At 73.4% G+C, this 23,582-nt stretch carries 21 protein-coding genes; 15 read left to right on the top strand and 6 right to left on the bottom strand.

Features of this window, described 5'->3' with window-relative positions:
- Window positions 1–4: 4 nt before the first annotated feature.
- From MOJ79_RS05490 to MOJ79_RS05475, 4 genes are read left to right on the top strand one after another with little or no spacing between them, the layout of a single operon-like run.
- Window positions 5–898 carry an ABC transporter permease gene (locus tag MOJ79_RS05490; RefSeq protein ID WP_241923219.1) on the top strand — a complete coding sequence of 298 codons (894 nt, stop codon included), beginning with the start codon at window positions 5–7 and terminating at the stop codon, window positions 896–898.
- Entirely contained in the window at window positions 895–1,932 is a 1,038-nt protein-coding gene (locus MOJ79_RS05485; protein WP_241923218.1) for an ABC transporter ATP-binding protein, read from the top strand. The genes MOJ79_RS05490 and MOJ79_RS05485 overlap by 4 nt, the downstream gene beginning before the upstream one ends.
- Window positions 1,929–2,945: an ABC transporter ATP-binding protein gene (locus MOJ79_RS05480; protein ID WP_241923217.1), complete on the top strand. Its 1,017-nt coding sequence runs from the start codon at window positions 1,929–1,931 to the stop codon at window positions 2,943–2,945. The genes MOJ79_RS05485 and MOJ79_RS05480 overlap by 4 nt, the downstream gene beginning before the upstream one ends.
- A gap of 4 nt (window positions 2,946–2,949) precedes the next feature.
- Complete coding sequence (locus MOJ79_RS05475) at window positions 2,950–4,140, top strand: amidase (RefSeq protein ID WP_241923216.1); 1,191 nt, start codon at window positions 2,950–2,952, stop codon at window positions 4,138–4,140.
- A 10-nt stretch (window positions 4,141–4,150) separates the two neighbouring features.
- Here the strand turns inward: MOJ79_RS05475 and MOJ79_RS05470 are convergent, their stop codons facing one another.
- Together MOJ79_RS05470 and MOJ79_RS05465 are read right to left on the bottom strand one after the other, a co-directional pair.
- A complete protein-coding gene (locus tag MOJ79_RS05470; RefSeq protein WP_241923215.1) occupies window positions 4,151–4,651 on the bottom strand; it encodes an ureidoglycolate lyase in 501 nt (166 codons plus the stop codon).
- Window positions 4,648–5,928, bottom strand: a complete 1,281-nt coding sequence (locus MOJ79_RS05465) for a Zn-dependent hydrolase (RefSeq protein ID WP_336606312.1) — start codon at window positions 5,926–5,928, stop codon at window positions 4,648–4,650. Before MOJ79_RS05465 ends, MOJ79_RS05470 begins: the two co-directional genes overlap by 4 nt.
- A gap of 65 nt (window positions 5,929–5,993) precedes the next feature.
- Between MOJ79_RS05465 and MOJ79_RS05460 the strand changes: the two genes are divergently transcribed.
- The gene (locus tag MOJ79_RS05460) at window positions 5,994–6,728 is read left to right on the top strand and encodes a GntR family transcriptional regulator (protein WP_241923213.1); all 735 of its coding nucleotides are present in this window, start codon (window positions 5,994–5,996) and stop codon (window positions 6,726–6,728) included.
- 67 nt (window positions 6,729–6,795) lie between these two features.
- On the opposite strand, the gene MOJ79_RS05455 is transcribed toward MOJ79_RS05460, so the two are convergent.
- From MOJ79_RS05455 to glgC, 3 genes are read right to left on the bottom strand one after another with little or no spacing between them, the layout of a single operon-like run.
- Complete coding sequence (locus MOJ79_RS05455) at window positions 6,796–8,193, bottom strand: phenylacetate--CoA ligase family protein (RefSeq protein WP_241923212.1); 1,398 nt, start codon at window positions 8,191–8,193, stop codon at window positions 6,796–6,798.
- 50 nt (window positions 8,194–8,243) lie between these two features.
- A complete protein-coding gene (locus MOJ79_RS05450; RefSeq protein ID WP_241923211.1) occupies window positions 8,244–8,729 on the bottom strand; it encodes a universal stress protein in 486 nt (161 codons plus the stop codon).
- Window positions 8,730–8,765: 36 nt separating this feature from the next.
- Window positions 8,766–10,079, bottom strand: a complete 1,314-nt coding sequence (glgC, locus tag MOJ79_RS05445; RefSeq protein ID WP_241923210.1) for a glucose-1-phosphate adenylyltransferase — start codon at window positions 10,077–10,079, stop codon at window positions 8,766–8,768.
- A 334-nt stretch (window positions 10,080–10,413) separates the two neighbouring features.
- Between glgC and MOJ79_RS05440 the strand changes: the two genes are divergently transcribed.
- The 9 genes from MOJ79_RS05440 (at window position 10,414) to MOJ79_RS05400 (ending at window position 21,883) form a co-directional block, all read left to right on the top strand.
- Entirely contained in the window at window positions 10,414–13,095 is a 2,682-nt protein-coding gene (locus MOJ79_RS05440; RefSeq protein ID WP_241923209.1) for a bifunctional acetate--CoA ligase family protein/GNAT family N-acetyltransferase, read from the top strand.
- A complete protein-coding gene (locus tag MOJ79_RS05435) occupies window positions 13,095–13,823 on the top strand; it encodes an ABC transporter ATP-binding protein (protein ID WP_241923208.1) in 729 nt (242 codons plus the stop codon). Before MOJ79_RS05440 ends, MOJ79_RS05435 begins: the two co-directional genes overlap by 1 nt.
- A 7-nt stretch (window positions 13,824–13,830) precedes the next feature.
- Window positions 13,831–16,200, top strand: coding sequence for an ABC transporter permease (locus MOJ79_RS05430; protein WP_241923207.1), 2,370 nt, complete (start codon window positions 13,831–13,833; stop codon window positions 16,198–16,200).
- Window positions 16,197–17,414 carry an efflux RND transporter periplasmic adaptor subunit gene (locus MOJ79_RS05425; protein WP_241923206.1) on the top strand — a complete coding sequence of 406 codons (1,218 nt, stop codon included), beginning with the start codon at window positions 16,197–16,199 and terminating at the stop codon, window positions 17,412–17,414. Before MOJ79_RS05430 ends, MOJ79_RS05425 begins: the two co-directional genes overlap by 4 nt.
- 146 nt (window positions 17,415–17,560) lie before the next feature.
- Window positions 17,561–18,352, top strand: coding sequence for an ABC transporter permease (locus MOJ79_RS05420; RefSeq protein ID WP_241923205.1), 792 nt, complete (start codon window positions 17,561–17,563; stop codon window positions 18,350–18,352).
- A 20-nt stretch (window positions 18,353–18,372) separates the two neighbouring features.
- The gene (locus MOJ79_RS05415) at window positions 18,373–19,410 is read left to right on the top strand and encodes an ABC transporter ATP-binding protein (protein ID WP_241923204.1); all 1,038 of its coding nucleotides are present in this window, start codon (window positions 18,373–18,375) and stop codon (window positions 19,408–19,410) included.
- Between the two features lie 31 nt (window positions 19,411–19,441).
- Entirely contained in the window at window positions 19,442–20,527 is a 1,086-nt protein-coding gene (locus tag MOJ79_RS05410; RefSeq protein ID WP_241923203.1) for an extracellular solute-binding protein, read from the top strand.
- 7 nt (window positions 20,528–20,534) lie between these two features.
- Entirely contained in the window at window positions 20,535–21,353 is an 819-nt protein-coding gene (locus MOJ79_RS05405) for an ABC transporter permease (protein WP_241923202.1), read from the top strand.
- Window positions 21,350–21,883: a lysine decarboxylase gene (locus MOJ79_RS05400; RefSeq protein WP_241923201.1), complete on the top strand. Its 534-nt coding sequence runs from the start codon at window positions 21,350–21,352 to the stop codon at window positions 21,881–21,883. The genes MOJ79_RS05405 and MOJ79_RS05400 overlap by 4 nt, the downstream gene beginning before the upstream one ends.
- A gap of 271 nt (window positions 21,884–22,154) precedes the next feature.
- Here MOJ79_RS05400 and MOJ79_RS05395 read toward each other — a convergent pair.
- Window positions 22,155–23,127 (bottom strand): IS5 family transposase gene (locus MOJ79_RS05395; RefSeq protein ID WP_241923200.1). Its coding sequence is split into 2 segments (ribosomal slippage): window positions 22,155–22,938 and window positions 22,937–23,127, totalling 975 coding nucleotides; the frame shifts between segments, so codons are not numbered across the junction.
- Here MOJ79_RS05395 and MOJ79_RS05390 point away from each other — a divergent pair.
- Window positions 23,126–23,527, top strand: a complete 402-nt coding sequence (locus MOJ79_RS05390; RefSeq protein ID WP_241923199.1) for an amidase family protein — start codon at window positions 23,126–23,128, stop codon at window positions 23,525–23,527. The genes MOJ79_RS05395 and MOJ79_RS05390 overlap by 2 nt on opposite strands.
- Window positions 23,528–23,582 lie beyond the last annotated feature (55 nt).

Raw genomic sequence — 23,582 nt, 5'->3', positions numbered from 1 at the left:
CCCCATGCTCAACGTCGCCGTCGACACCCGCAAGGTGCCTGCCGTCGCCTTCGAGCGCTCGCCGGGGTACTGGCAGACGGTGGGCAGGCGCTTCCTGCGCGACCCGGTCGCCGTCGGCGCGGCGCTCGTCATCCTGCTGCTGCTCGGCCTGGCGATCTTCGGGCCGTGGCTCGCGCCGGCCGATCCGTACCAGTCGTCGATGCTCAAGCGCCTGAAGCCGATCGGCTTCGAGGGCCATCCGCTGGGCACCGACGAGCTCGGGCGCGACATGCTGTCGCGCCTGATGGTGGGCGCGCGGCTGAGCCTGTTCATGGGCATCACGCCCGTCGTGTGCGCCTTCGTGCTCGGCTCGGTCATCGGCATCGTCGCCGGCTACGCCGGCGGGGCGACGAACACGCTGATCATGCGCACCGTCGACGTGTTCTATGCCTTCCCGTCGGTGCTGCTCGCGATCGCGCTGTCGGGCGCGCTCGGCGCAGGCATCACGAATTCGCTCATTTCGCTGACGATCGTCTTCATCCCGCCGATCGCACGCGTGGCCGAAAGCGTGACAACGCAGATCCGCAGCCGCGACTTCGTCGAGGCTGCGCGCGCGTCGGGCGCGGGCGCGTTCACGATCGTGCGCGTGCACGTGCTCGGCAACGTGCTCGGGCCGATCTTCGTCTACGCGACGAGCCTGATCGCGGTGTCGATGATCCTGGCCTCGGGGCTGAGCTTCCTCGGCCTCGGGGTCAAGCCGCCCGAGCCCGAGTGGGGGCTGATGCTCAACACGCTGCGCACCGCGATCTACGTGCAGCCGTGGATCGCCGCGCTGCCCGGCGTGATGATCTTCGTGACCTCGATCGCGTTCAACCTGCTGTCCGACGGGCTGCGCTCGGCGATGGAGATCAAGCAGTGACGACGCGGCACGACGATCTGGGCGGCCCGGCGCAGCCGCTGCTCGAAGTGCGCGACCTCGTCAAGCACTTCCCGCTGAAGAAGGACGTGTTCGGCCGCGGCGGCGGCGTCGTGCGCGCCGTCGACGGCGTGAGCTTCACCGTGCGCAAGGGCGAGACGCTCGGCGTCGTCGGCGAATCGGGCTGCGGCAAGAGCACGACGGCGCGGCTGCTGATGCACCTGATCGAGCCCGACCGCGGCGAGATCGTGTTCGACGGCGCCACCGTCGGCAGCCGCGACCTGAGCCTCAAGCAGTTCCGCCGCCAGGCGCAGATGGTGTTCCAGGACAGCTACGCGTCGCTGAACCCGCGGCTGACGATCGAGGACTCGATCGCCTTCGCGCCGCAGGTGCACGGCGTGCCGCAGCGCGAGGCCGTCGAGCGTGCGCGCAGCCTGCTCGCGCGCGTGGGCCTCGAGCCGCGGCGCTTCGCCGAGCGCTACCCGCACGAGCTCTCGGGCGGGCAGCGCCAGCGCGTCAACATCGCGCGCGCGCTCGCGCTCGAGCCGCGGCTGATCCTGCTCGACGAGGCGGTGTCGGCGCTGGACAAGTCGGTCGAGGCGCAGGTGCTGAACCTGCTGCTCGACCTGAAGGACGAGTTCGGGCTGACCTACGTCTTCATCAGCCACGACCTCAACGTCGTCGAGTACATGAGCGACCGCGTGATGGTGATGTACCTCGGCCGCGTGGCCGAGATCGGCGCCAGCGAGGTGCTGTTCAAGGCGCCGAAGCATCCGTACACGCGCGCGCTGCTCAGTTCGATCCCGTCGATGGACCCCGACCGCCGCACCGAGCGCCCGCCGCTCGCGGGCGATCCGCCGAACCCGATCAACCCGCCGCCCGGCTGCCGCTTCCACACCCGCTGCCCCAACGCCCACGCCGTGTGCGCGCAGCGCGAACCGACGCTCGGCGGCGGCGCGCACACCGTGGCCTGCCTGATGCACGAGCCCGGCAGCGGCCACCCCGAGGCGGCACCGCCGCACAAGGTCGCCGCATGAACACGTCCACCGCCACGGCCGACGCGCCGTTCGTCGACATCCGCAACCTCACCGTGACGTTCACCGGCGGGCGCAAGCCGGTGCAGGCGGTGGGCGGCGTCGACCTGCAGGTGCGCCGCGGCGAAGTCGTCGCGCTGATCGGCGAGTCCGGCTCGGGCAAGAGCGTCACGCTGCGCTCGCTGCTGCGGCTGCACCCGCCGCGGCGCACGCAGATGGGCGGGCAGATCCTCGTGGGCGGGCACGACGTGCTGAAGCTGTCGAACGGCGCGCTCGCCGACTACCGCGGCAAGGTCGCGTCGATGATCTTCCAGGAGCCGCTGCTCGCGCTCGACCCCGTCTACACGGTGGGCGCACAGATCGTCGAGGCGATCCGCCGCCATGAGCCGGTGAGCGCGTCGCAGGCGCGCGCGCGGGCGCTCGAGCTGTTCGAACGGGTGCAGATCCCGAGCCCCGCGCGGCGGCTCGACGCCTACCCGCACGAGATGAGCGGCGGCATGCGCCAGCGCGCGATGATCGCGCTCGCGCTCGCCTGCCGGCCGCAGCTGCTGCTCGCCGACGAGCCGACGACCGCGCTCGATGCGACCGTGCAGATCCAGGTGCTGCTGCTGCTGCGCGAGCTGCAGCGCGAGCTCGGGCTCGCGGTGATCTTCGTCACGCACGACATCGGCGCCGCCGTCGAAGTGGCCGACCGCATCGCCGTGATGTACGCCGGGCGCATCGTCGAGGAGGGGCCGGCGCGCGTGCTGATCCGTGCGCCGCGCCACCCGTACACCGTCGCGCTGCTCAAGAGCCGCGCGCACGGCACGATGGCCAAGGGCGGGCGGCTGGCGACGATTCCCGGCGCGCCGCCGGACCTGTCGGCGCTGCCGCCGGGCTGCGCCTTCGCCGAACGCTGCGCGCTGGCCGACGAGCGCTGCCGCACCGTGCGGCCCGACGTCGTGCGCCTCGCGCCCGACCACCTCGCGCGCTGCCTGCGCACCGCCGACACCGCCAACTCCACCCTCACTGCCTGAGCCGATGCCCATCGTCCACGACACCGCCCGCGCCTTCATGCCCTACCCCGACGCGCCGGTGCCGCACGCCGGCACGGGTCCGCTCGCCGGACTCTCGTTCGGGGTCAAGGACCTGTTCGACGTCGCGGGCTACCCCACCAGCGGCGGGCAGCCCTTGATGCTCGCGCTGTCGGGCCTCAAGACGCGCACCGCGCCGACGGTGCAGCGCCTGCTCGACGCCGGCGCGCGGTTCGTCGGCAAGACGGTCACCGACGAACTCGCGTTCTCGATGAACGGGCAGAACGCGCACTTCGGCTCGCCGGTCAACGGCGCCGCGCCCGAGCGCATCAGCGGCGGCTCGTCGTCGGGGTCGGCCGCGGCGGTGTCGAACCGGCTGTGCGACTTCGCGCTCGGCACCGACACCGGCGGCTCGGTGCGCGCACCGGCGAGCCACTGCGGCCTCGTGGGCCTGCGCCCGACGCACGGCCGCGTCAGTCTCGACGGTTGCCTGGACCTCGCGCCGAGCCTCGACACCTGCGGCTGGTTCACGCGCGACGTCCCCACGTTCGCGCGCGTGGCCGACGTGCTGCTCGGCGACGACGCGTCGCCGCTGCCCGAGCGCGTGCGCCTGTTTGCCGTACGTGAGGTCTGGGACGACCTGCTGGCACCCGAGGTGCGCGAGGCCTTCACGCCGGCGCGCGCCCGCGTCGAGGCCGTGCTCGGTGCCGCCGCGCCGGCGTCGGTCGTCGTCGAGAGCTTCGACGCGATGTACTGGCACTTCCGCCACCTGCAGGGACACGAGGCGTGGGCCGTCGACGGCGGCTTCATCGAGCGCCACCAGCCGCCGCTCGGGCCGGGTGTGGCGCAGCGCTTCGCGTGGTCCAAGACGGTCACCGACGCGCAGTACGCCGCCGCGGTCGCGTTCCGCCGCCGCCTGCGCGCGCACCTGGACGACCTGCTCGGCCGCGACGGCGTGCTGCTGCTGCCCACGATGCCCGACGTCGCGCCGCTGGCGAGCGAGCCGGAGTCGGCGCTCGAGGACTACCGCAACCGCGCGATCCGCATGCTGTGCATCTCGGGGCTCGCCGGCTTGCCGCAGCTGTCGCTGCCGCTGGCCACGCGGCTGGGCGCGCCGCTGGGGCTGTCGCTGCTCGGCCCGGCCGGCAGCGACCGCAGCCTCGTGCGGCTGGCCGAGCGCATCGCCGCGGCGACCTGAGCGCGCGGCGTCAGGGCCACTGCACGCGCACCGGGGCCGGCAGGTGGACGACCTCGCAGTCCTCGGTCGCCGCGCGGCGTTCGACGACGACGAAGTCGCCGTCGTCGAGCGCGATCAGGCCGTGATGCCAGGTCCCCGCGTGCAGCTTGAACGCCTGGCGGCCGCCGACGACGAACGCCGCCAGCGTCGCCGGGTCGGGCGCGTCGGCACCGAGCGCGACGACGACGAGGCACCGTGCCCCGCCCAGCGGCACGAAGGTCTGTGTGCCGAGGCGGTGGCGTTCGAGCACCTGCCACGGCCCCTGCGCCGGCTGCGCCCGCGCGCGGAACACCGCCAGGCACGGCGCGCCGCCGTCGGCCGTCAGCGCGAGCGCGCCGAAGCCGTCGAGGCGCTCGCTGGTGCCCGCGTTGATCGGCGCGCCGGGCGCCTGCGCCGTCGGGTCGACGACCCAGCCGTAGGGCGCGAACGCGTCGGCCGCGATCGGCCTCGCGCGCAGCGTCGTCGGGCTCACGCGACGCCGGCGCGCGCGAGCATCGCGTGCAGCAGCACGTTCGCGCCGGCGGCCAGGTGCTCGGGCTTGGCGTCCTCGATCTCGTTGTGCGAGATGCCGTCCTTGCACGGCACGAAGATCATCGCCGTGGGCGCCGTGCGCGCGACGTAGACCGCGTCATGCCCCGCACCGCTGACGACGTCGATGCACGACAGGCCGGCGCGCCGCGCGCCCTGGCGCACCCACTCGACGAGTTCGGCGTCGAACGGCTGCGGCGGGAAATCGACCACGGGGTTCACGTCGACCGTGATGCCGCCCCGCGCTGCTTCACGTGCCGCGTCGCGCAGTGCCGCGTCCATCCGCGCGAGGCCGGCGTCGTCGGCGTGGCGGAAGTCCACCGTCAGCCGCACGCGGCCGGGAATCACGTTGCGCGAGTTCGGGAACACGTCGAGGCAGCCGACGGTGCCGCGCCCGTGCGGCTGCTCGGCCAGCGCGATCGCGTGGACGCGCTGCACGAGCCCGGCGGCCACGAGCAGCGCGTCGCGCCGCAGCGGCATCGGCGTCGGCCCGGCGTGCGCTTCCATGCCGGTCACGGTCACGTCGTACCAGCGCTGGCCGAGCGCGCCGGTGACGGCGCCGATCGTCACGCCGGCGTTCTCGAGCACCGGGCCCTGCTCGATGTGCGCCTCGAAGTAGGCGCCAAAGCGCGGCGCGCCGTCGGCCACTGCGGCCGGCGCGTCGCCGGCGTGGCCGATCGCACGCAGCGCGTCGCGCACGCTGACGCCGTCGCGGTCGGTGGCCGCGAGCGCGTGCTCGAGGCTGAACGCGCCGGCGTAGACGCCCGAGCCCATCATCACCGGCACGAAGCGCGAGCCTTCCTCGTTGGTCCACACGCACACCTCGAGCGGCGCGCGCGTGCGGATGCCCGCGTCGTTCAGCGTCGCGAGCACCTCGAGGCCGGCGAGCACGCCGTAGTTGCCGTCGAACTTGCCACCGGTGGGCTGCGTGTCGATGTGGCTGCCGGTGGCCACCGCCGGCAGCGTGTCGTCGACGCCGGCACGGCGCGCGAACAGGTTGCCGATCGCGTCGACGCGCACGGTGCAGCCGAGCTCGCACGCCCAGCGCATGAACAGCTCGCGGCCCTGACGGTCGAGGTCGGTCAGCGCCAGCCGGCACACACCGCCCTTGGGCGTGGCGCCGATGCGTGCGAGCGCCATCAGCCGCTGCCACAGGCGTTGGCCGTCGATCGCCAGCGACGCGCTCGGCGCGGCGGAAGGGATGGGCATCGAAAGGTCCATGAACGTGCTCGCCGAATCGATGGGGCAGCGGCGCGTGCGGCCGCGGTTGCAGGGATTCTGCAACGATGAGGACGCGGCCCAAGGCGGCCGCGGCCGCGCCTGTCGATACGGCCACCGAGCGCGTCTACCGGGGCATCTACCACGCCGTCGTCGAGCGCCGGCTGGCGCCCGGCGAGTGGCTGCGCGAGGAGGAGCTCGCCGCGGCGTTCGGCGTCTCGCGCACCGTCGTGCGCCAGGCGCTGCAGCGCCTGGCGCAGGACCAGGTCGTCGCGCTGCAGCACCACCGCGGCGCACGCGTGGCCGAGCCGACGCTCGCCGAGGCGGCGCACGTGTTCGAGGCGCGCCGCGTCGTCGAGTGCGAGATCGCCAAACGCCTGGGCGGTCGCCTGACGCCGGCGCAGCTGGCCGAACTGCGCGCGCTGGTGCAGGCCGAAGCGAACGCCGACGCGCGCGGCGACACCGCCGAGGCGGTGCGCGCGTCGGGCGAGTTCCACCGCGCGATGGCGCGCATGCACGGCAACCCCGTGTTCGTGCGCCTGCTCGACGCGCTGATCCCGACGACGTCGCTGCTGATGGCGCGCTTCAAGGTCGGCGGCGGGCCGGTGTGCGTCGCGCACCGTCATGCCGAGATGGTCGATGCGCTCGCGCGCGACGGCCCCGCGGCCGGCGCCGAGATGCGCCGCCACCTGCTCGAGCTCGAGCGCTCGCTCACCCGCCCCGCTGCTGCGGTGGCCCGCAGCGGCGCGACGCTGCGCGACCTGTTCGCCGCCTACCGCGAGCCGCCCGATCCCGACGGGTAGCGGCCAAGGCACGACCGCCAGCGCCCCGGCGGCCGACCGTACCGGCTCCGCCGCATCGCGTGTGGCCTCACCTCGCCGCGACCACCCGCCGCACCTTGCCGCTGCGCCCGTGCGCGAGCGGCGCGCCCGGCTCGTCGACGATGACGAGCCGCGACAGGCCCAGCGTCTTCGCGTAGGCGCGCAGCGCACGGTGGCAGCGCTCGCGCGCGCCGGGCTCGCGGTCGGCTTCGGGGCCCAGGCGCAGGCACAGCGTGCGCGCGTCGCGCTGGCGCAGCTGGAAGTCGAACACGCCGGCGTCGTCCTCGAGCACCGTCGTCAGCGCCAGCGGCAGCAGCGTCACGCGGCTGCCGTCGTCGGCGCGCAGCTGCAGCGGGTCGTCGCGGCGCCCGAGCACGCGCACCGTGGGCAGCGGCGAGCCGCAGGGGCAGTCGTCGGCCCCCCACGCGATCTGGTCGCCGAGGTCGTAGCGGATCAGCGGCTGCACGCGGTTGGCGAGATTCGTCAGCAGCGTCGTGTGCGACAGGTGCCCCGGCGGCACCGCGCGCCCGCGCGCGTCGACCGGCTCGAGGATCACCCAGTCGGCGTTGACGTGCATGCGGCCGTGCGCGCATTCCCAGCCGATCGCGAGGAACTCGCTGGCGCCGTAGTGGTTGCGCACCGGGCAGCCGAACTGGCGTGCCAGCCGCGCGCGCGCCGCGTCGTCGAGCGTCTCGCCGCCGGTGTGGACCTCGTGCAGCGCGAGCCGCAGGTCGCCGCGCTCGGCCGCGTCGCCGAGCATCGCCGCGGCGGTCGGGTAGGTCGCGAGCACCGCCGGCTGCCACGCCTCGAGCTCGGCGACGAGCGCCGGCAGCGGCTGCAGGATCGAGAAGCTGCGCAGCGTCTGCGCGAGCCACGGGTTCAGCCGCCGCAGCCGCTGCAGCGAGACCTGGCTCGCGAAGTGACCGCCGGTGGCCACGACGAGCGCCTGGCGCTGCGCGAGGCGCCACGGGTCGAGCGCGCCGCCTTGCGCGCGCACCGCGCGGCGCAGCGCCTCGAGCGCGTCGTAGACGGCCATCGCGCCAGCGTCCTGCACGAACACGCCCGGCTCGCCGCTGCTGCCCGAGCTCTCCCACACCGTGTAGCGCCCCGCGAAGGCGTCGGCGATGCACGCCGGGTCGGCGAGGAACGCGCGCAGCGCCGGCAGCGCGAGCGCGGGGTCGGTGACCCAGTCGTCGAAGCGCGCCATCAGCGCGGGCTTGGTGACCACCGGCAGGTCGGCCAGCGGCGTGTCGTCGCCGGCGCCGCGGTGCAGCTCGGCGTACAGCCGCGAGTCGCGCCGCGCCGCGGCCAGCAGCGCACGCAGCCGCTCGTGCTGGCGCCGCGCCAGCGCCTCGCGCGAGCCGGCGCCGTCGGCCAGCACGTCGAACGCGGCGCGCGACGCCGCCAGCGGGTCGAACACCGGCGCCGGGTGCCACGCCGCCGCCATCACCGCTTCACCGCGTCACCGCGTCTTGCCTGCCTCGCCGCACGCGGCGGTCAGTCGGCGCCTTGGTCGGGCTCGCCGCCCTCCTCGGCCTCGCCTTCCTCGCCTTCCTCGCGCCGGTGCACGACGGTCACCGGCACCGGGCTGTCGTGGATCAGCGACTGCGACACCGAGCCGATCAGCACGCTGGCCAGGCCGCTGCGCCGCTCGGCGCCGATCACGATCGCATCGCACGCCAGCCGCTCGGCGATCTCGATCAGCATCGGCGCGGGCTCGCCGGTGGCGACCTCGACCTCGTAGTCGACGCCGGCGCCGTCGAGCAGCGCCGCCGCCGGCGCGACGAGGTCGGCCGCGGCGCCGCGGCGCACCTCGTCGATGACCTCGGGGTCGTGCGCGGTGACGATCTCGTACAGCGTCGGCGTGTCCTGCACGTTGGCCAGCACGAAGCTCGCCTTCAGGCCGGCGCGCACCAGGCTCAACGCGTGGTGCACCGCCTCGAGCGCGGTGGGGGTGCCGTCGACGGGCAGCAGGATCTTCATCGCAGCGGGTCTCCTCGGGAACGGGGGGCGGCGCGGTCAGAACCGCGAGTGGACGGTCTGGCCGAGCATCTCGGGGGTGACCAGTGTGACACCGCGCGGCGTGACGTGGAACCGCTCCCGGTCGGCGTCGGCGTCGAAGCCGGCCGCGAAGCCGTCGGGCAGACGGCAGTGCTTGTCGACGATGCAGCGCGCGAGCCGCACGCCGCGGCCGACGACGGCGTTGGGCAGCAGCAGCGAGTCCTCGATCACGCTGTGCTCGCCGACGCGCACCTTCGAGAACAGGATCGAGCGGCGCACCGTCGCGCCGCTGACGATGCAGCCGCTGTCGACGAGCGAGTCGATCGCCACGCCGCGGCGCCCGTCGTCGTCGAACACGAACTTGGCCGCCGGCAGCTGCGACTGGCGGCTGAGGATCGGCCACGCGTCGTCGTACAGGTTCAGCTCGGGCACGACGTGCGTGAGGTCCATGTTGGCCTCGTAGTAGGCGTCGACGGTGCCGACGTCGCGCCAGTACGGCCGCCCGCCGACCATGTTGACGCAGCTGCGCTCGAAGCGGTGCGCGTGCACGAGGCCGCGCTCGACCAGCCGCGGGATCACGTCGTGGCCGAAATCGTGGCTCGAGGCCGCGTCGCGCGCATCGCGCGCGAGCTCGCGCGCGAGCAGCTCGGCGTCGAACAGGTAGATGCCCATGCTCGCCAGTGCGTGCGTCGGCCGCTGCGGCAGCGGCTGCGGCTGCTTCGGCTTCTCGGCGAACGCGGTGACGCGCCCGTCGGCGTCGACGCTCATCACACCGTAGCTGCTGGCCTCGGCGCACGGCACCTCGATGCAGGCCACGCTCACGGACGCGCCGCGCGCGACGTGCTCGGCGACCATCAGCGCGTAGTCCATCTTGTAGACGTGGTCGCCGGCGAGCACGAGCACGTGGCGCGCACGCGACTCGGCGATCTGGTCGAGGTTCTGGAACACGGCGTCGGCGGTGCCGCGGTACCAGCCCTCGCCCGACTGCTGCTGCGCCGGCACGACGTCGACGAACTCGCCGAGGCTGATCTCGAGGAAGCCCCAGCCGCGCTGGATGTGGCGGATCAGGCTCTGCGCACGGTACTGCGTCAGCACCGCGACGCGGCGGATGCCCGAGTTGACGCAGTTCGACAGCGCGAAGTCGATGATCTTGAGCTTGCCGCCGAAGGGCACCGCCGGCTTCGCGCGCCAGTCGGTCAGCTGCATCAGCCGCGAACCGCGCCCGCCGGCGAGCACGACGGCGAAGGTCTGCTGCGCCAGGTGCGCGTGCACGTCGTCGCGCGGCGACGCGGCGCGCGTGCGGTAGTCCAGACGGCCCGGGTCGAGGCTCATGCGTGTCTCCTGTCGGCGTCGTGGTCGATGCCCGGCCCGTTCGCAGCGCGCGCCCCGCGCGCCGCCGGGTTCTTCGCTGGCTCCCGGTTCGCGGCACGGTGCCGCGCGACGGTGCCGTACCGCCGCGAACCATACGTCGCGCACCGGGCGGCGGATTGCTCCACGTCAATCCGCGCGCCCGCGTCGAGCGCCGCACAGGCCGAATGCCGCTCGGCTTGACCGAGGTCAAGTCGAACGCGTCGATGCACTGCACCATGGCACGCTGCCGCGACACGGTGATGAAAGACGCACCGGCGACCATCGTCGCCCGGCCCTGGCTTCGCGACCCTTCCCGATGAGCATCCGCAACCTCGACTCGCTGTTCGACCCCGCTTCGGTGGCCGTCATCGGCGCCTCCAACCGTCCCGGCAGCGTCGGCGCGACGGTGTGGCGCAACCTGCACGGCCAGTTCCGCGGCACGCTGTACCCGGTCAACCCGAAGCTCGCCGAGCTCGACGGCGTGCCGGTGGCCGCGCGCGTGGCCGACCTGCCGCACCGTCCCGAGCTGGCCGTGATCTGCACGCCGCCGGCCACCGTGCCGGGCCTGATCGCCGAGCTCGGCGCGCGCGGCACGCGCGCCGCCGTCGTCATCACCGCCGGGCTCGACGCCGCGCAGAAGCAGGCGATGCTCGACGCCGCGCGCCCGCACCTGCTGCGCATCCTCGGGCCCAACTGCATCGGCCTCGTGTCGCCGCACCTCGGGCTGAACGCCAGCTTCGCGCACCTGGGCGCGGCGCCGGGCGAGATCGCGTTCGTCTCGCAGTCGGGCGCGCTGATGACGGCGCTGCTCGACTGGGCGCACGCACGGCGCATCGGCTTCTCGCACTTCGCGTCGCTCGGCGAGAGCGCCGACGTCGACTTCGGCGACATGCTCGACTACCTGGCCACCGACCCGAAGACGCGCGCGATCCTGATGTACGTCGAGTCGGTGCAGGCGCCGCGCAAGTTCATGAGCGCCGCGCGCGCGGCGGCGCGCAACAAGCCGGTGATCCTCGTCAAGGCCGGGCGCTCAAGCGCCGGGCAGGCCGCCGCGCGCTCGCACACCGGCGCGCTCGCCGGATCGGACCTCGTGTTCGACGCCGCCGTCTCGCGCGCCGGCATGCTGCGCGTGGACACGCTGCTCGAGCTGTTCCTCGCCGCCGAGACGCTGGCGCGCTTTCGCGGGCGCGTGCTGGCCGCCGACCCCGACGAGCACCTCGCGCGGCTGCACATCCTGACCAACGGCGGCGGCGCCGGCGTGATGGCCGCCGACGCCGCGGCGCAGCTCGGCCTCGGCCTCGCACCGCTGGCGCCGGCCACGCTCGAGCGGCTGAACGCCGCGCTGCCGGCCAACTGGTCGCACGGCAACCCGGTGGACATCATCGGCGACGCACCGGTGCAGCGCTACGTCGACGCGCTGCAGGCGCTGCTCGACGACCCGGCGGGTGCCCCGGTGCTGTTCCTGCACGCGCCCACCGCGATCGTGCCGGCTGCCGACATCGCCGCGGCGCTGCTGCCGCTGGCGCAGCGGCAGCCGGCGCGGCTGCTGAGCTGCTGGCTCGGCGACACCGCGGTGGCGCAGGCGCGGCAGTGCTTCCGCGACGCGCAGATCCCGAGCTACGACACGCCCGAGGAGGCCGTGCGCGCGTGGCAGATGCTGGTGCAGTACCGCCGCCACCAGGCGCAGCTGATCGAGGCGCCGCCGATCGCCGCCGCCGACGAACCCCCGCCCGACACCGCCGCCGCGCGCGCCGTGATCGCGCAGGCGCTGGCCGCCGGGCGCGAGATGCTGAGCGAACCCGAGGCCAAGGCCGTGCTCGCGGCGTACCGCATCCCCGTCGTCGAGACGCGCGCGGTGGCCGCCGACCCCGATGCGGTGGTCGCCGCGGCCGACGCGATCGGCTGGCCGGTCGCGCTGAAGATCGTCTCGGCGCAGATCTCGCACAAGAGCGACGTCGGCGGCGTCGCGCTGAACCTCGCCAACGCCGACGAGCTGCGCGCCGCGCTCGCGTCGATGCTCGAGCGCGTGCGCCGTCTGCGCCCCGACGCGGCGATCGACGGCGTCACGGTGCAGGCGATGGTGCGCCGCGGCCACGCGCGCGAGCTGATCGTGGGCGCCAGCATCGACGACGTGTTCGGCCCGACGATCCTGTTCGGCGCCGGCGGCACCGCCGTCGAGGTGCTCGCCGACCGCGCGATCGCGCTGCCGCCGCTGAACGTGCCGCTCGCGCGCGCCCTCGTCGATCGCACGCGCGTGGCCAGGCTGCTGCAGGGCTTTCGCGACACGCCGGCGGTCGACCGCGACGCGCTGCACCGCGCGCTGGTCGGCGTCTCGCAGCTGGTGGCCGACCTCGCCGAAGTCGTCGAGCTCGACGTCAATCCGCTGCTGGCCGACGAGCGCGGCGTCATCGCGCTCGACGCGCGCATCCGCGTCAGCGCCGCCGCGCCCGGCGGCGCGGCGCGCTTCGCGGTGCGGCCCTACCCGGCCGAACTCGTCGAGACCATGCCGTGGAACGGCGGCACGCTGACGCTGCGCCCGATCCGCCCCGAGGACGAGGAGCAGCACCGCGCCTTCCTCGAGCAGCTGTCGCCCGAAGACATCCGCATGCGCGTGTTCTACACGCGCCGCCACATGGAGCGCAGCGAGCTCGCGCGGCTGACGCAGATCGACTACGCGCGCGAGATGGCCTTCGTCGCGACCGCGCCCGGCCCCGACGGGCGCGAGCAGACGCTGGGCGTCGTGCGCGCGATCGCCGACCCCGACAACATCGACGCCGAGTTCGGCATCGTCGTGCGCTCCGACCTCAAGGGCGCCGGGCTCGGCGAGCGGCTGATGCACAAGATGATCGCCTACCTGCGCAGCCAGGGCACGCGCCGCCTCGTGGCCACCGTGCTCGCCGAGAACACGCGCATGCTCGATCTGGCGCGCTCGCTGGGCTTCACCGTCGGCCCCGTCTCACCCGGCGAGGGCACGCGCGAGATCCACCTGATGCTGTGATGGCCGCGGCCGACGCCCCGACGCGCGAGCCCGTCTTCGTCGCCCGCGGCCTGACCAAGGTCTACGGCGAGGGCCAGACCGCGGTGCACGCACTGCGCGGCGTCGACCTCGACGTCTACCGCGGCGAGTTCGTCGTGCTGCTCGGCGCCTCGGGCAGCGGCAAGTCGACGCTGCTGAACATCCTCGGCGGTCTGGACAACGCGACCAGCGGTGTGGCGCGCTGGCGCGACCACGACCTCACGCACGCCGACGACGCCGAACTGACGCGCTACCGCCGCGAGCACGTGGGCTTCGTGTTCCAGTTCTACAACCTGATCCCGAGCCTGACCGCGCGCGAGAACGTCGCCCTCGTCACCGACCTCGCCGTCGACCCGATGGAGCCGGCCGACGCGCTGCGGCTGGTCGGGCTCGGCGAGCGGCTCGACCACTTCGTCTCGCAGCTGTCGGGCGGCGAGCAGCAGCGCGTCGCGATCGCGCGCGCGATCGCCAAGCGCCCCGACGTGCTGCTGTGCGACGAGCCCACCGGCGCGCTCGACTGCGCCACCGGCATCGTCGTGCTGCAGGCCATCGAGCGCGTCAACCGCGAGCTCGGCACGACGACGATCGTGATCACGCACAACGCGCCGATCGCCGGCATCGCCGACCGCGTGCTGCGGCTGGCCGACGGGCGCATCGTCGACGTGCACGTCAACACGGCCAAGGTCGCGGCCGACACGCTGTCGTGGTGAGGGCGCGTTGAAGGCGCTCGACATCAAGCTGTGGCGCGACCTGAAGCGGCTGCGCGCGCAGGTGCTGACGATCGCGCTGGTCGTCGCGATCGGCGTGGCCGGCTTCGTCGGGCTGTTCTCGGTGCACGCGTCGCTGCTCGAGGCGCGCGACGCGTTCTACCGCGACAACCGCCTGGCCGACGTGTTCGCCTCGGTGCGGCGCGCGCCGCTGGCGCTCGTCGCGCGCATCGCCGCGATCGACGGCGTCGCCGAGGTCAAGACCGAGGTCGTCTACGACGCGCAGGTCGACGTCGAAGGCGTCGACGCACCGGTGACCGGGCGCTTCATCGGGCTGGACCTCGCGCGCGTGCACGCCGCCCGCCAGGGGTTGAACGCGCTGACGCTCAAGAGCGGGCGCTGGCCCGAGGCCGACGGCGCGCTCGAGGCGGTGGTCAGCGACCGCTTCGCGGTCGCGCGCGGCCTCAGGCCCGGCGACACGGTGCACGCGATCCTCAACGGACGGCGCGAGCGCGTGCGCGTGGTCGGCACCGCGGCGACGCCCGAGTACGTGTTCGCCACGCGCGGCGGCGCGCCCGACGACGAGACCTTCGGCATCTGGTGGATCGACGACGAGCGCATGGCGCACGCGTTCGACATGCAAGGCGCGTTCAACCAGCTCGCGCTGCGGCTGCACGCCGGCGTGCCGCTGCCGCCGGTGCTCGACGCGCTCGACCGGCTGCTCGAGCCGTACGGCGCGATCGGTGCCGTCGGGCGCGACAAGCAGATGTCGGCCACCATCGTGCGCGACGAGCTGTCGCAGCTGAAGGTGCTGGGCACCGTGCTGCCGTCGATCTTCCTCGCGGTGGCGATGTTCATCCTCAACGTCGTGCTCGGGCGCCAGGTCGCGACACAGCGTAGCCAGATCGCGTCGCTGAAGGCGCTGGGCTACCGCGACGGCGAGATCGCGTGGCACTACATCAAGCTCGCGATCGTGATCGCCGGGCTCGGCGTGGCCGTCGGGCTCGCGCTGTCGGTGTGGATCGGCCGGCTGATGCTCGGCCTGTACGACGAGGTGTTCCGCTTCAACCGGCTCGCGTACCACACCGCGCCGTGGCTGGTCGGCGCCGCGGCGCTGATCGCGTCGTCGACGGCGGCGCTCGGCGCCTGGGCCGCGATCCGCGCCGTCGTGCGCCTGAAGCCCGCGCAGGCGATGCTGCCGCCGGCACCGCCGGCGTACAAGCCGACGCTGATCGAGCGCCTGGGCTTCGGGCGCCACGTCGGCGCCGGCGCGCTGATGGTGATCCGCAACTTCGAGCGCCGGCCGCTGCGCGCGGCGTTCACCGTCACCGGCATCGCGCTGGCGGTGGCGCTGCAGATCGCCGGTGCGTTCTGGCTCGATGCGATCGCGCACATCGTCGACGTGCAGTACCGCCAGGTGCAGCAGGCCGACGTGCTCGTGGACTTCCACAACCCGGTGCCGGTGACCGTCACGCGCGAGCTGCAGCGCCTGCCGGGCGTGATCGACGCCGAGGTCTACCGCAGCGAGCCGGTGCGCGTGCACCTGCGCGGGCGCAGCGAGGACACGGTGATGACCGGCTTCACGCCCGGCGCGCAGCTGCTGCGTCTCGTCGACGAGCAGCGCGGCCCGGTCGCGCTGCCGCCCGACGGCGTCGTGATGTCGGCGCTGCTGGCCGACGCGATCGGCGCGCGCGTGGGCGACCGCGTCACCGTCGAGTTCCGGCTGTGGCACCGCACGCGCGCCGAGGTCGAGGTCGTCGACGTCGTGCACATGATGTTCGGCAAGCAGCTGTACATGAGCCTCGGCGCGATGAACCGCCTCGCACGCGACGGCGACGGCGCCGGCGACGCCGCGCTGCAGATCGACCCGCACGCGCTGCCCGCCTTCTGGGCCGCGGTGAAGGCCGCGCCCGGCATCAGCGCCGTGTTCGACAAGCAGGCGTCGATGACGACGTTCGACGAGCGCACGTCGCGCAACATCGGCGTGTTCAGCGGGATCCAGACGCTGTTCGCCGTCGCGATGGCGGTGGGCATCATCTACAACGCCGCGCGCATCGCGCTGTCGGAGCGCGCGTGGGAGCTGGCGAGCCTGCGCGTGCTGGGCATGACGCGCGGCGAGGTCTCGGTGCTGCTGCTGGCCGAGCTCGGCGCCGAGCTGCTGCTGGCGCTGCCCGTGGGCGCACTGCTCGGCTGGGCGCTGGCGCACCTGCTGATGCAGCTGATGTCGCACGAGAACATCGACTTCCCGGTCGTGATCGAGCCGTCGACCTACGCGCTGGCGGCGCTCATCGTGCTGGCCGCCGGTGTGGCCAGCGCGCTCATCGTGCGCCGGCAGGTCGACCGGCTCGACCTCGTGGCCGTCCTCAAGGTGCGTGAATGAACGACCGCCGTCCGAACCGCAAGTGGCGCCGCTGGGCCGGCGCAGCCGCCGCCGTCGCTGCCGTCGTCGCGCTCGCCGCGTGGGCCTTCCAGCCGCGGGCGATCGTCGTCGACGTGGCCGCCGTCACGACCGGCCGCTTCGAGCAGGCCATCGAGGAAGATGGCCGGCTGCGGCTGAAGAACCGCTACGTGATCGCCGCCCCGACCTCGGGCCAGCTCGCGCGCCCGGTGCTCAGGGTCGGCGATGCCGTCGCCGCCGGCGACGTCGTCGCGGTGCTGACGCCGTCGGCGCCGTCGATGATCGACGCGCGCACGCGCGCCGTACTGCAGCAGCGCGTGGGCAGCGCCGAGGCCGCGCGCGCGGCCGCCGCGGCGCAGGTCGCGCGGCTCGAGACGGCGCTGGCGCAGGCGCGCATCGACGCCGAGCGCGCGCAGCAGCTCGCGCGCGACCACTTCATCGCGCCGTCGGCGCGCGACCAGGCCGTGCTCGCGCAGCAGGCCGCGCAGCGCGCGCTCGACGCCGGCCGCGCCGAGCAGCGCGCCGCCGACTACGCGCTGGCCGAGGCGCGCGCCGCGCTCGCGCGCGCCGAGCCGGCGCCCGGCGCGCGCGTCGAGGGCCGCTGGGAGCTGAAGAGCCCCGTCGACGGCCGCGTCGTCAAGCTGCACCTGGACAGCGCCGCGCCGGTCGCGGTCGGCCAGCCGCTGCTCGAGATCGGCGACACCGGCGCGCTCGAGGCGGTGGTCGACGTGCTGTCGAGCGACGCGCTGCGCATCGCGCCGGGCGCGGCGGTGACGCTGTCGCTGGGGCCCGGCGCGCCGACGCTGCCCGGCACCGTCGCGCGCGTCGAGCCGGTGGCGTTCACGAAGGTCTCGGCGCTGGGCATCGACGAGCAGCGCGTCAACGTCATCGTCGACTTCGACGCCGCCGCGGCGCAGGGGCGCGCGCTCGGCGACGGCTTCCGCGTCGATGCGCGCATCGTCACCGCGGCGCACGACGGTGCGCTGCTCGCGCCGAGCGCGGCGCTGGTGCGCGACGGCGCGCGCTGGCGCGTGTTCGTCGTCGACGGCGGCCGCGCACGCGCGCGGCCGGTCGAGGTGCGCGACCGCCACGCCGACGCCGCGTGGATCGAGAGCGGCCTGCGCGACGGCGAGCAGGTCGTGCTCTACCCCGGCAGCACGATGCGCGACGGCCAGCGCGTCCACGTGCGACGCTGAGCCGACCGCGCGCCGCGGCGACCATTTGACGGCCGTCAAGTCCGTCGTCGGCCCGGCTGGCACAGTCGCCGATCGATGCGCGACCCCCACGACGTCCACCACGTCATCACGCCGACATGGCGACGACGCATCATGATCGGGATCCGATGCTGCCGCGTGTCGTGACCGGTCTGTACCTGGCGTACCTGGTGACGCCGATCGCGCTGCTGTTCGTCGGCTCGTTCGGCGACCTGTGGCTCAACACGCTGTTTCCGACCGGCTTCACGCTGCGCTGGTATCTCGAGGTCGCCCACGACCCGAGCTTTCGCCGCGCGTTCACGGCCAGCCTGCTCGTCGGCGCGCTGACCTGCGCGGCGTGTCTGGCGATCGGCCTGCCGCTGGCCTACGCGGTGTACCGTGCGCGCAGCCCGCGCATCCGCGCGCTGGCCAGCGCGCTGTACCAGTTGCCGGTGGCGCTGCCGCCGCTGGTGCTCGCGTTCGGCTTCATCCTCGTGTTCTCGTCGGACCAGCTGCCGTGGCTGGGCAGCGTGTGGCTGCTGACGGCAGGCCACATCGTGCTCGCGCTGCCGTATTTCCTGCAGGCGGTGGTGGCCGACATGCAGCGCCTGGGCCTTCACGTGCTCGAGGACGCGGCCGAGTCCCTGGGCAGCTCGGGGCTGCAGCGCTTCTTCCACATCGTGCTGCCGTCGCTGCGGCACTCGATCCTGTCGGGGCTGATCGTCGTCGCGGCGCTGTCGGTCGGCGAGTTCCAGTTCTCGAACCTGGTGGCGGGCTTCCTCAACCGCACCTACCCCGTCGTGCTGCTGCAGGCGTTCTACGGCGCCACCGGCTTCGCGTGTGCGGCCACCGTGATCCTGCTCGTGCTCGCGCTCGCGGCGTCGGTGGGCGGGGCGCTGTCGACGCAGCGCGCGACGCGCCTGGGCCTGCGCGCGCCCTGAGGGCCACGAAAGACGCGACGATGGGCGCTGCCGTCGAGCTCGACCGGGTCACGTTCCGCTACGCCGGCGGCAAGGCCGGCATCTTCGACCTGTCGCTGCAGCTGCAGCAGGGCGAACTGCTCGTGTGCATCGGGCCGTCGGGCTGCGGCAAGACGACGCTGCTCAAGCTCATCGCGGGCTTCCTGCGCCCGGAGTCGGGGCGCGTGCGGCTCGGCGGGCGCGACGTCACCGATGCCAGCGTCGCCTCGCGCGGCTGCGGCATCGTGTTCCAGTCGTACGCGCTGTTCCCGCACATGCGCGTGTGGGAGAACGTGGCCTACCCGCTGCGCGTGCGCGGCGTCGCGGCGCCCGAGCGCCGGCGCAGGGCCGACGCGATGCTCGAGATGGTCGGCCTCACCGGCCTCGCCGAACGGCTGCCGGCGCAGCTGTCGGGCGGGCAGCAGCAGCGTGTGGCGCTCGCACGCGCGCTCGCGTTCGAGCCCCAGGCGCTGCTGCTCGACGAGCCGCTGTCGGCGCTCGACGCGGCCACCCGCGTCGCGATGCGCGACGAGGTGCGACGCATCCAGAAGATGCACCACATCGCGGCGCTGCTGATCACGCACGACCAGGACGAGGCGCTGTCGCTGGCCGACCGCATCGCAGTGCTCAAGGACGGGCGGCTGGTGCAGTGCGACACGCCGCAGGCGATCTACGACCGCCCCGTCGACGGCTTCGTCGCCGGCTTCGTCGGCCGCGCCAACGTGCTCGATGCGCGCGCCGCCGACGCCGAGCACGTCGACTGCGCGCTCGGACGCCTGCGCACGATGCCGCACGGGCGCGCCGCCGGCACGGCGCTCCGGCTGCTGATCCGCCCCGAGCGGCTCGAGCCGGCAGCCGCCGACGCCAGCGGCGACAACGTGTTCGATGCGCGCGTGCTGAACGACCGCTTCTTCGGCGCGACGCGACAGCTCGACCTCGGCGTCGGCGACGCGGTGCTCAAGCTGGAGACCACGTCGCGCGAGACGTTCGCCCGCGTGCACGTGCCCGTGGCGGCGATCCAGTTCCTGGCCCACCCGTAGTCCCTTCCCACCCCGACGAGAGGAGTCCCCGATGAGCACACGCAGAACGATCCTGGTGGCCGGCACGGCGGCGCTGATCCCGCCCGCGCTGTGGGCGCAAGCGCAGAACGTGACCAACACGCCCGAGCTGTACCCGGGCGAGCGCGCGCTGTACGAGGCCGCGCGCAAGGAAGGCATGGTGGTCAGCTTCGACACCGGACCGACCTGGGCCAACTGGGCCGCGCAGTTCCGCGCCTTCAAGGCCCGCTACCCCGACGTCGAGATCGTCTACAACGACCTCGGCTCGGCGGCCACCGTCGTCGCGCTCGACAAGGCGCGCAACCGTCCGCAGGCCGACACGGCGTACTACTTCGCGGCGTCGGCGGTCGACGCCGCCGACAAGGGGCTGGTCGCGCCGTTCAAGCCGGTCAACTTCGACAAGCTGCCCGAGGTGTTCCGCCACCCCGAGGGGCGCTGGTTCACGATCCACTCGCTGACGATCGCTTTCGTCGTCAACACCAAGCTGGTCAGGAACGTGCCGCAGTCGTGGGCCGACCTGCTCAAGCCCGAGTACCGCAACACCATCGTCTACCTCGACCCGCGATCGACCGGCGTCGGCCAGGTGATGACGTTCGCGGCCAACTTCGGCAACGGCGGCGACATGAACAACGTCAAGCCCGGGCTGGACTACCTCGGGCGGCTGCACCAGTCGGGCAACGTGCTGCGCGTGCTCGGCACGACGCCGTACGCGCAGTTCGTCAAGGGCGAGATCCCGATCTGGATTTCGTACGAGAACGACGGCCTGAAAGCCAAGTACACCGACGGCCTGGGCGATGCGGTGGCCGTCGTGATCCCGAAGGAAGCGTCGGCTGCGGCGCCGTACGCGATCAGCCTCGTCGAGCGCGGGCCGAACCCGAACGCCGGCAAGCTGTGGCTGAACTTCGTCATGAGCGACTTCGGCCAGGGCATCTTCGCCGAGGGCTTCGTGCGCCCGAGCGTGCCCGGCATCGCGCTGCCGGCCAGCGTGGCCGACAAGATGCCGGCCGCACCGCAGGTGCGCCCGCTCGACGTGCGCGCCGCGGCGGCGAAGAAGGCCGAAATCGACCAGGGCTACGTCGCGGCCACCGGCGTGCGCTGAGCCGGCGATGACGCGCGCCACCTTCGCGCTGCTCGCGGCGCCGGCCGTGCTGCTGCTGGCGCTGTTCTTCGCGCTGCCGGTGGCCGCCGTCGTCGTCGACGCGCTGCGCGAGGGGCTCGCGGCGTTCGCACGCGTCGTCGCGATGCCCACGTTCTGGCCGTCGCTGGTGGGCAGTACGGTGCTGACGCTCGTCGCGTCGACGCTGTCGCTGGGGGTGGGCGTTGCGGTGGCGCTGCACCTGTCGCGCATGGACGAGCGCCGGCGCACGCTGCTGGCGTTCGTGATCGCGCTGCCGCTGACGTTCTCGGGGCTGATCGTCGCCTACGGCTTCATCCTGACCTACGGCCGCGCCGGGCTCGTCACGCAGCTGCTCGCGCTGGCCGGCGCCGACGCGGCGGTCGTCGGCAAGGCGCTGTTCACGCCGACGGGGCTCGCGTTCGCGTCGTCGTACTACCTGATCCCGCGCGTCGTGATGGGCGTGCTGCCGGTGTTCGTCAACTTCGACCGCGCGCAGCTCGACGTCGCGCAGTCGCTCGGCGCCACACCGGCGCAGGCGTTTCGGCAGGTGATGCTGCCGCAGCTGGCCGCACCGATCGTCGCCAGCGGCTGCCTGATCGCCGCCGTCGTCTTCGGCGCCTACGGCACCGCGCTCGCGCTGGTGGGCACGCGGCTCGAGATCCTGCCGCTGCAGCTGTACAGCCTGATCTCGGAGACCGGCTCCGACTTCCCGGCCGCCGCGGCGCTGGCGCTGTTGATCACCGCCGCGTGCTCGACGATCATGACGGTGGGCGCCTGGATCGGCAGCCGCCACGAGAAGCACCTGTGACCGCATCCGCCCCCGCCCACCTGCAGGCCCTGATCGCCGAAGTCGCCGCGCGCCAGCGCACGCGCCCCCTGCGCGTGCCGGTGGGCGTCATCGGTCCGCGGCAGGCCACGCCGGCGCAGGTCGCCGCCGCCGAGGCGGTCGGCCGCGGCATCGCGCGCATGGGGCTGGCGCTGATCTGCGGCGGCCGCGCCGGCGTGATGGAAGGTGCGTGCCGCGGCGCGCACGACGCCGGCGGCATCGCAATCGGCATACTGCCCGGCGACGACCCCGCCGAGGCCAACCCGTACGCCAGCGTCGTGCTCGCCACCGGCATCGGCGAGGCGCGCAACGCCGTCATTGCGCGCGCGGCGCTGTGCCTGGTGGCGATCGGCGACAACTTCGGCACGCTCAGCGAAGTCGCCTTCGGTCGCCAGTTCGGCAAGCTCGTCGTCGGGCTCGAGGGCGCGCCACGCGTCGACGGCGTCGTGCACGCGGCCACGGCCGACGACGCGCTGATCGAGGTGGCGCGCTGCGCGCTGGCGGCACGCTGAGATCGCGGGGCAACGCCGGCTGCGATCACGCCTGCGCCGCACCGATGCTCATGTCCCCACAGCCGCCTCGGCGCGACTCACACGCAAGGCGCGGGTCGGAAGGAACTGCCAACCATTCGCGAGCTGATGATTTAGGGAAACGCTGATCAAGCCCCCCGCGCCGCGGCGAGATCGTCCTGCGCGGGGCGAAACGGAGCGTTTTCGCGCAGTTTGTAGCCCCGAGGGCCTTGCAGGGGGCCTTTCGGCGCCCACCCGGGCCATGATGGGCCCACTACGGGCGCACCAATGCCGGCACGCGCCTCGCAGCCATGTACAGGTTGACCATCGCCAGCGCCGTGAAGACGCAATTGGCATTCTTGGCCAGACCGCGATAGCGCACCTTGGCGAACCCCCACAGGCGCTTGAGGACGTGGAGCGGGTGCTCGACGCGCGCGCGGTTGCGACTCTTGGTGCGGTTGCGCAGCCGCTCGGCCTCGTCCTCGCCGCCGGGTTTGCGCACGCGCCGGTTCGTGAAGTCACACGCCTGCGGCGCCGCGGCCTTGATGATGTCCGTACAGCCCTGGTAGCCCCGGTCGCCGTACACGCGCCGTTCCGCACCGTGCAGCAGATCGGGCAGCGGGTGCTTGTCGTGCACGTTCGCGCTGGTGACCACGACGCTGTGCACCAGCCCGGTCTTGCTGTCGGCGCCCACGTGCACCTTCATCCCGAAGTGCCACTGGTTGCCCTTGCGGGTTTGCTTCATGTCGGGGTCGCGCTGCTGCTCGGCGTTCTTGATCGAGCTCGGCGCGGCGATGATCGTGGCGTCCACGATTATGCCCGCGCTCAGGCGCAGGCCGCACTCCTGCAGGATGCGACCCACCTCGGCGAAGATGGCCTGACCCAGATGGTGACGCTCCAGCAGGTGGCGGAACTTGAGAATCGTGGTCGCATCGGGCACCGGCTCTCGGCCCAGGTCGATGCCGGCGAAGGCGCGCAGCGCCGCCGAGTCGTACAGCGCTTCCTCGCACGCGGCGTCGGCCAGGTTGAACCAGTGCTGCAGCAGGTGGCCGCGCAATGCGCTCCAGGCCCACGGGAGGGCGGCCGTTGCCGGGCTTGGGGTAGTGCGGCTCGATCAGCGCCACCAGCCGCGCCCACGGCACCAGTGTCTGCATCTCGGCCAGGAACGCGTCGCGCCGCGTGGGTTTGCGGAAACGCACGAATCCCGCGGACGCATCGGCCGCCGCTGCCAGGGTCATCTGGTCCATGACCGCCATCGTTGCCGCCCATCGCCAGGGCGACAAGACGGGCCACTACGAAGCGCGGGACTTGATCAGCGGTTCCCTGATGGCCAACTATTACCGCTGGCTGGCGCTGTGCTACGGCGTCACGCTGTCCGCGCACCCGGCGCTGGCGCTACCCAGCGGGCGCGACGAAACGGGCATGCCCTTCGGCCTGCAGCTCATCGGCCGCCTGCGCGGCGGCGCCGAACTGCTGACCCATGCTCATGCGCTGGAGCAGCTGTTGGCCGCCAATGTGGCAATGTCGCGGCCGCAGCCCGACCCGGCCGCGTTGAGCTGGCCGCGGCCGGAGCTGAAGTCCACCGTCACGCACCCGCCCGTCTTCGAGGGGCTGGCAGTGAAGGGCGCTTTGGCCGCGCCCGTGTAGCGACGCGCGGGGCGCTTGTGCAAGAAGAAAGGGCCCCCCGGGGAGGCCCTCGTCA

It is taken from the genome of Calidifontimicrobium sp. SYSU G02091, assembly GCF_022631395.1.
Lineage (GTDB): Bacteria > Pseudomonadota > Gammaproteobacteria > Burkholderiales > Burkholderiaceae_C > Calidifontimicrobium > Calidifontimicrobium sediminis.
The sequence above is the reverse complement of the archived record's forward strand: the minus strand, read 5'-3'. Positions and strand labels throughout refer to the sequence as shown.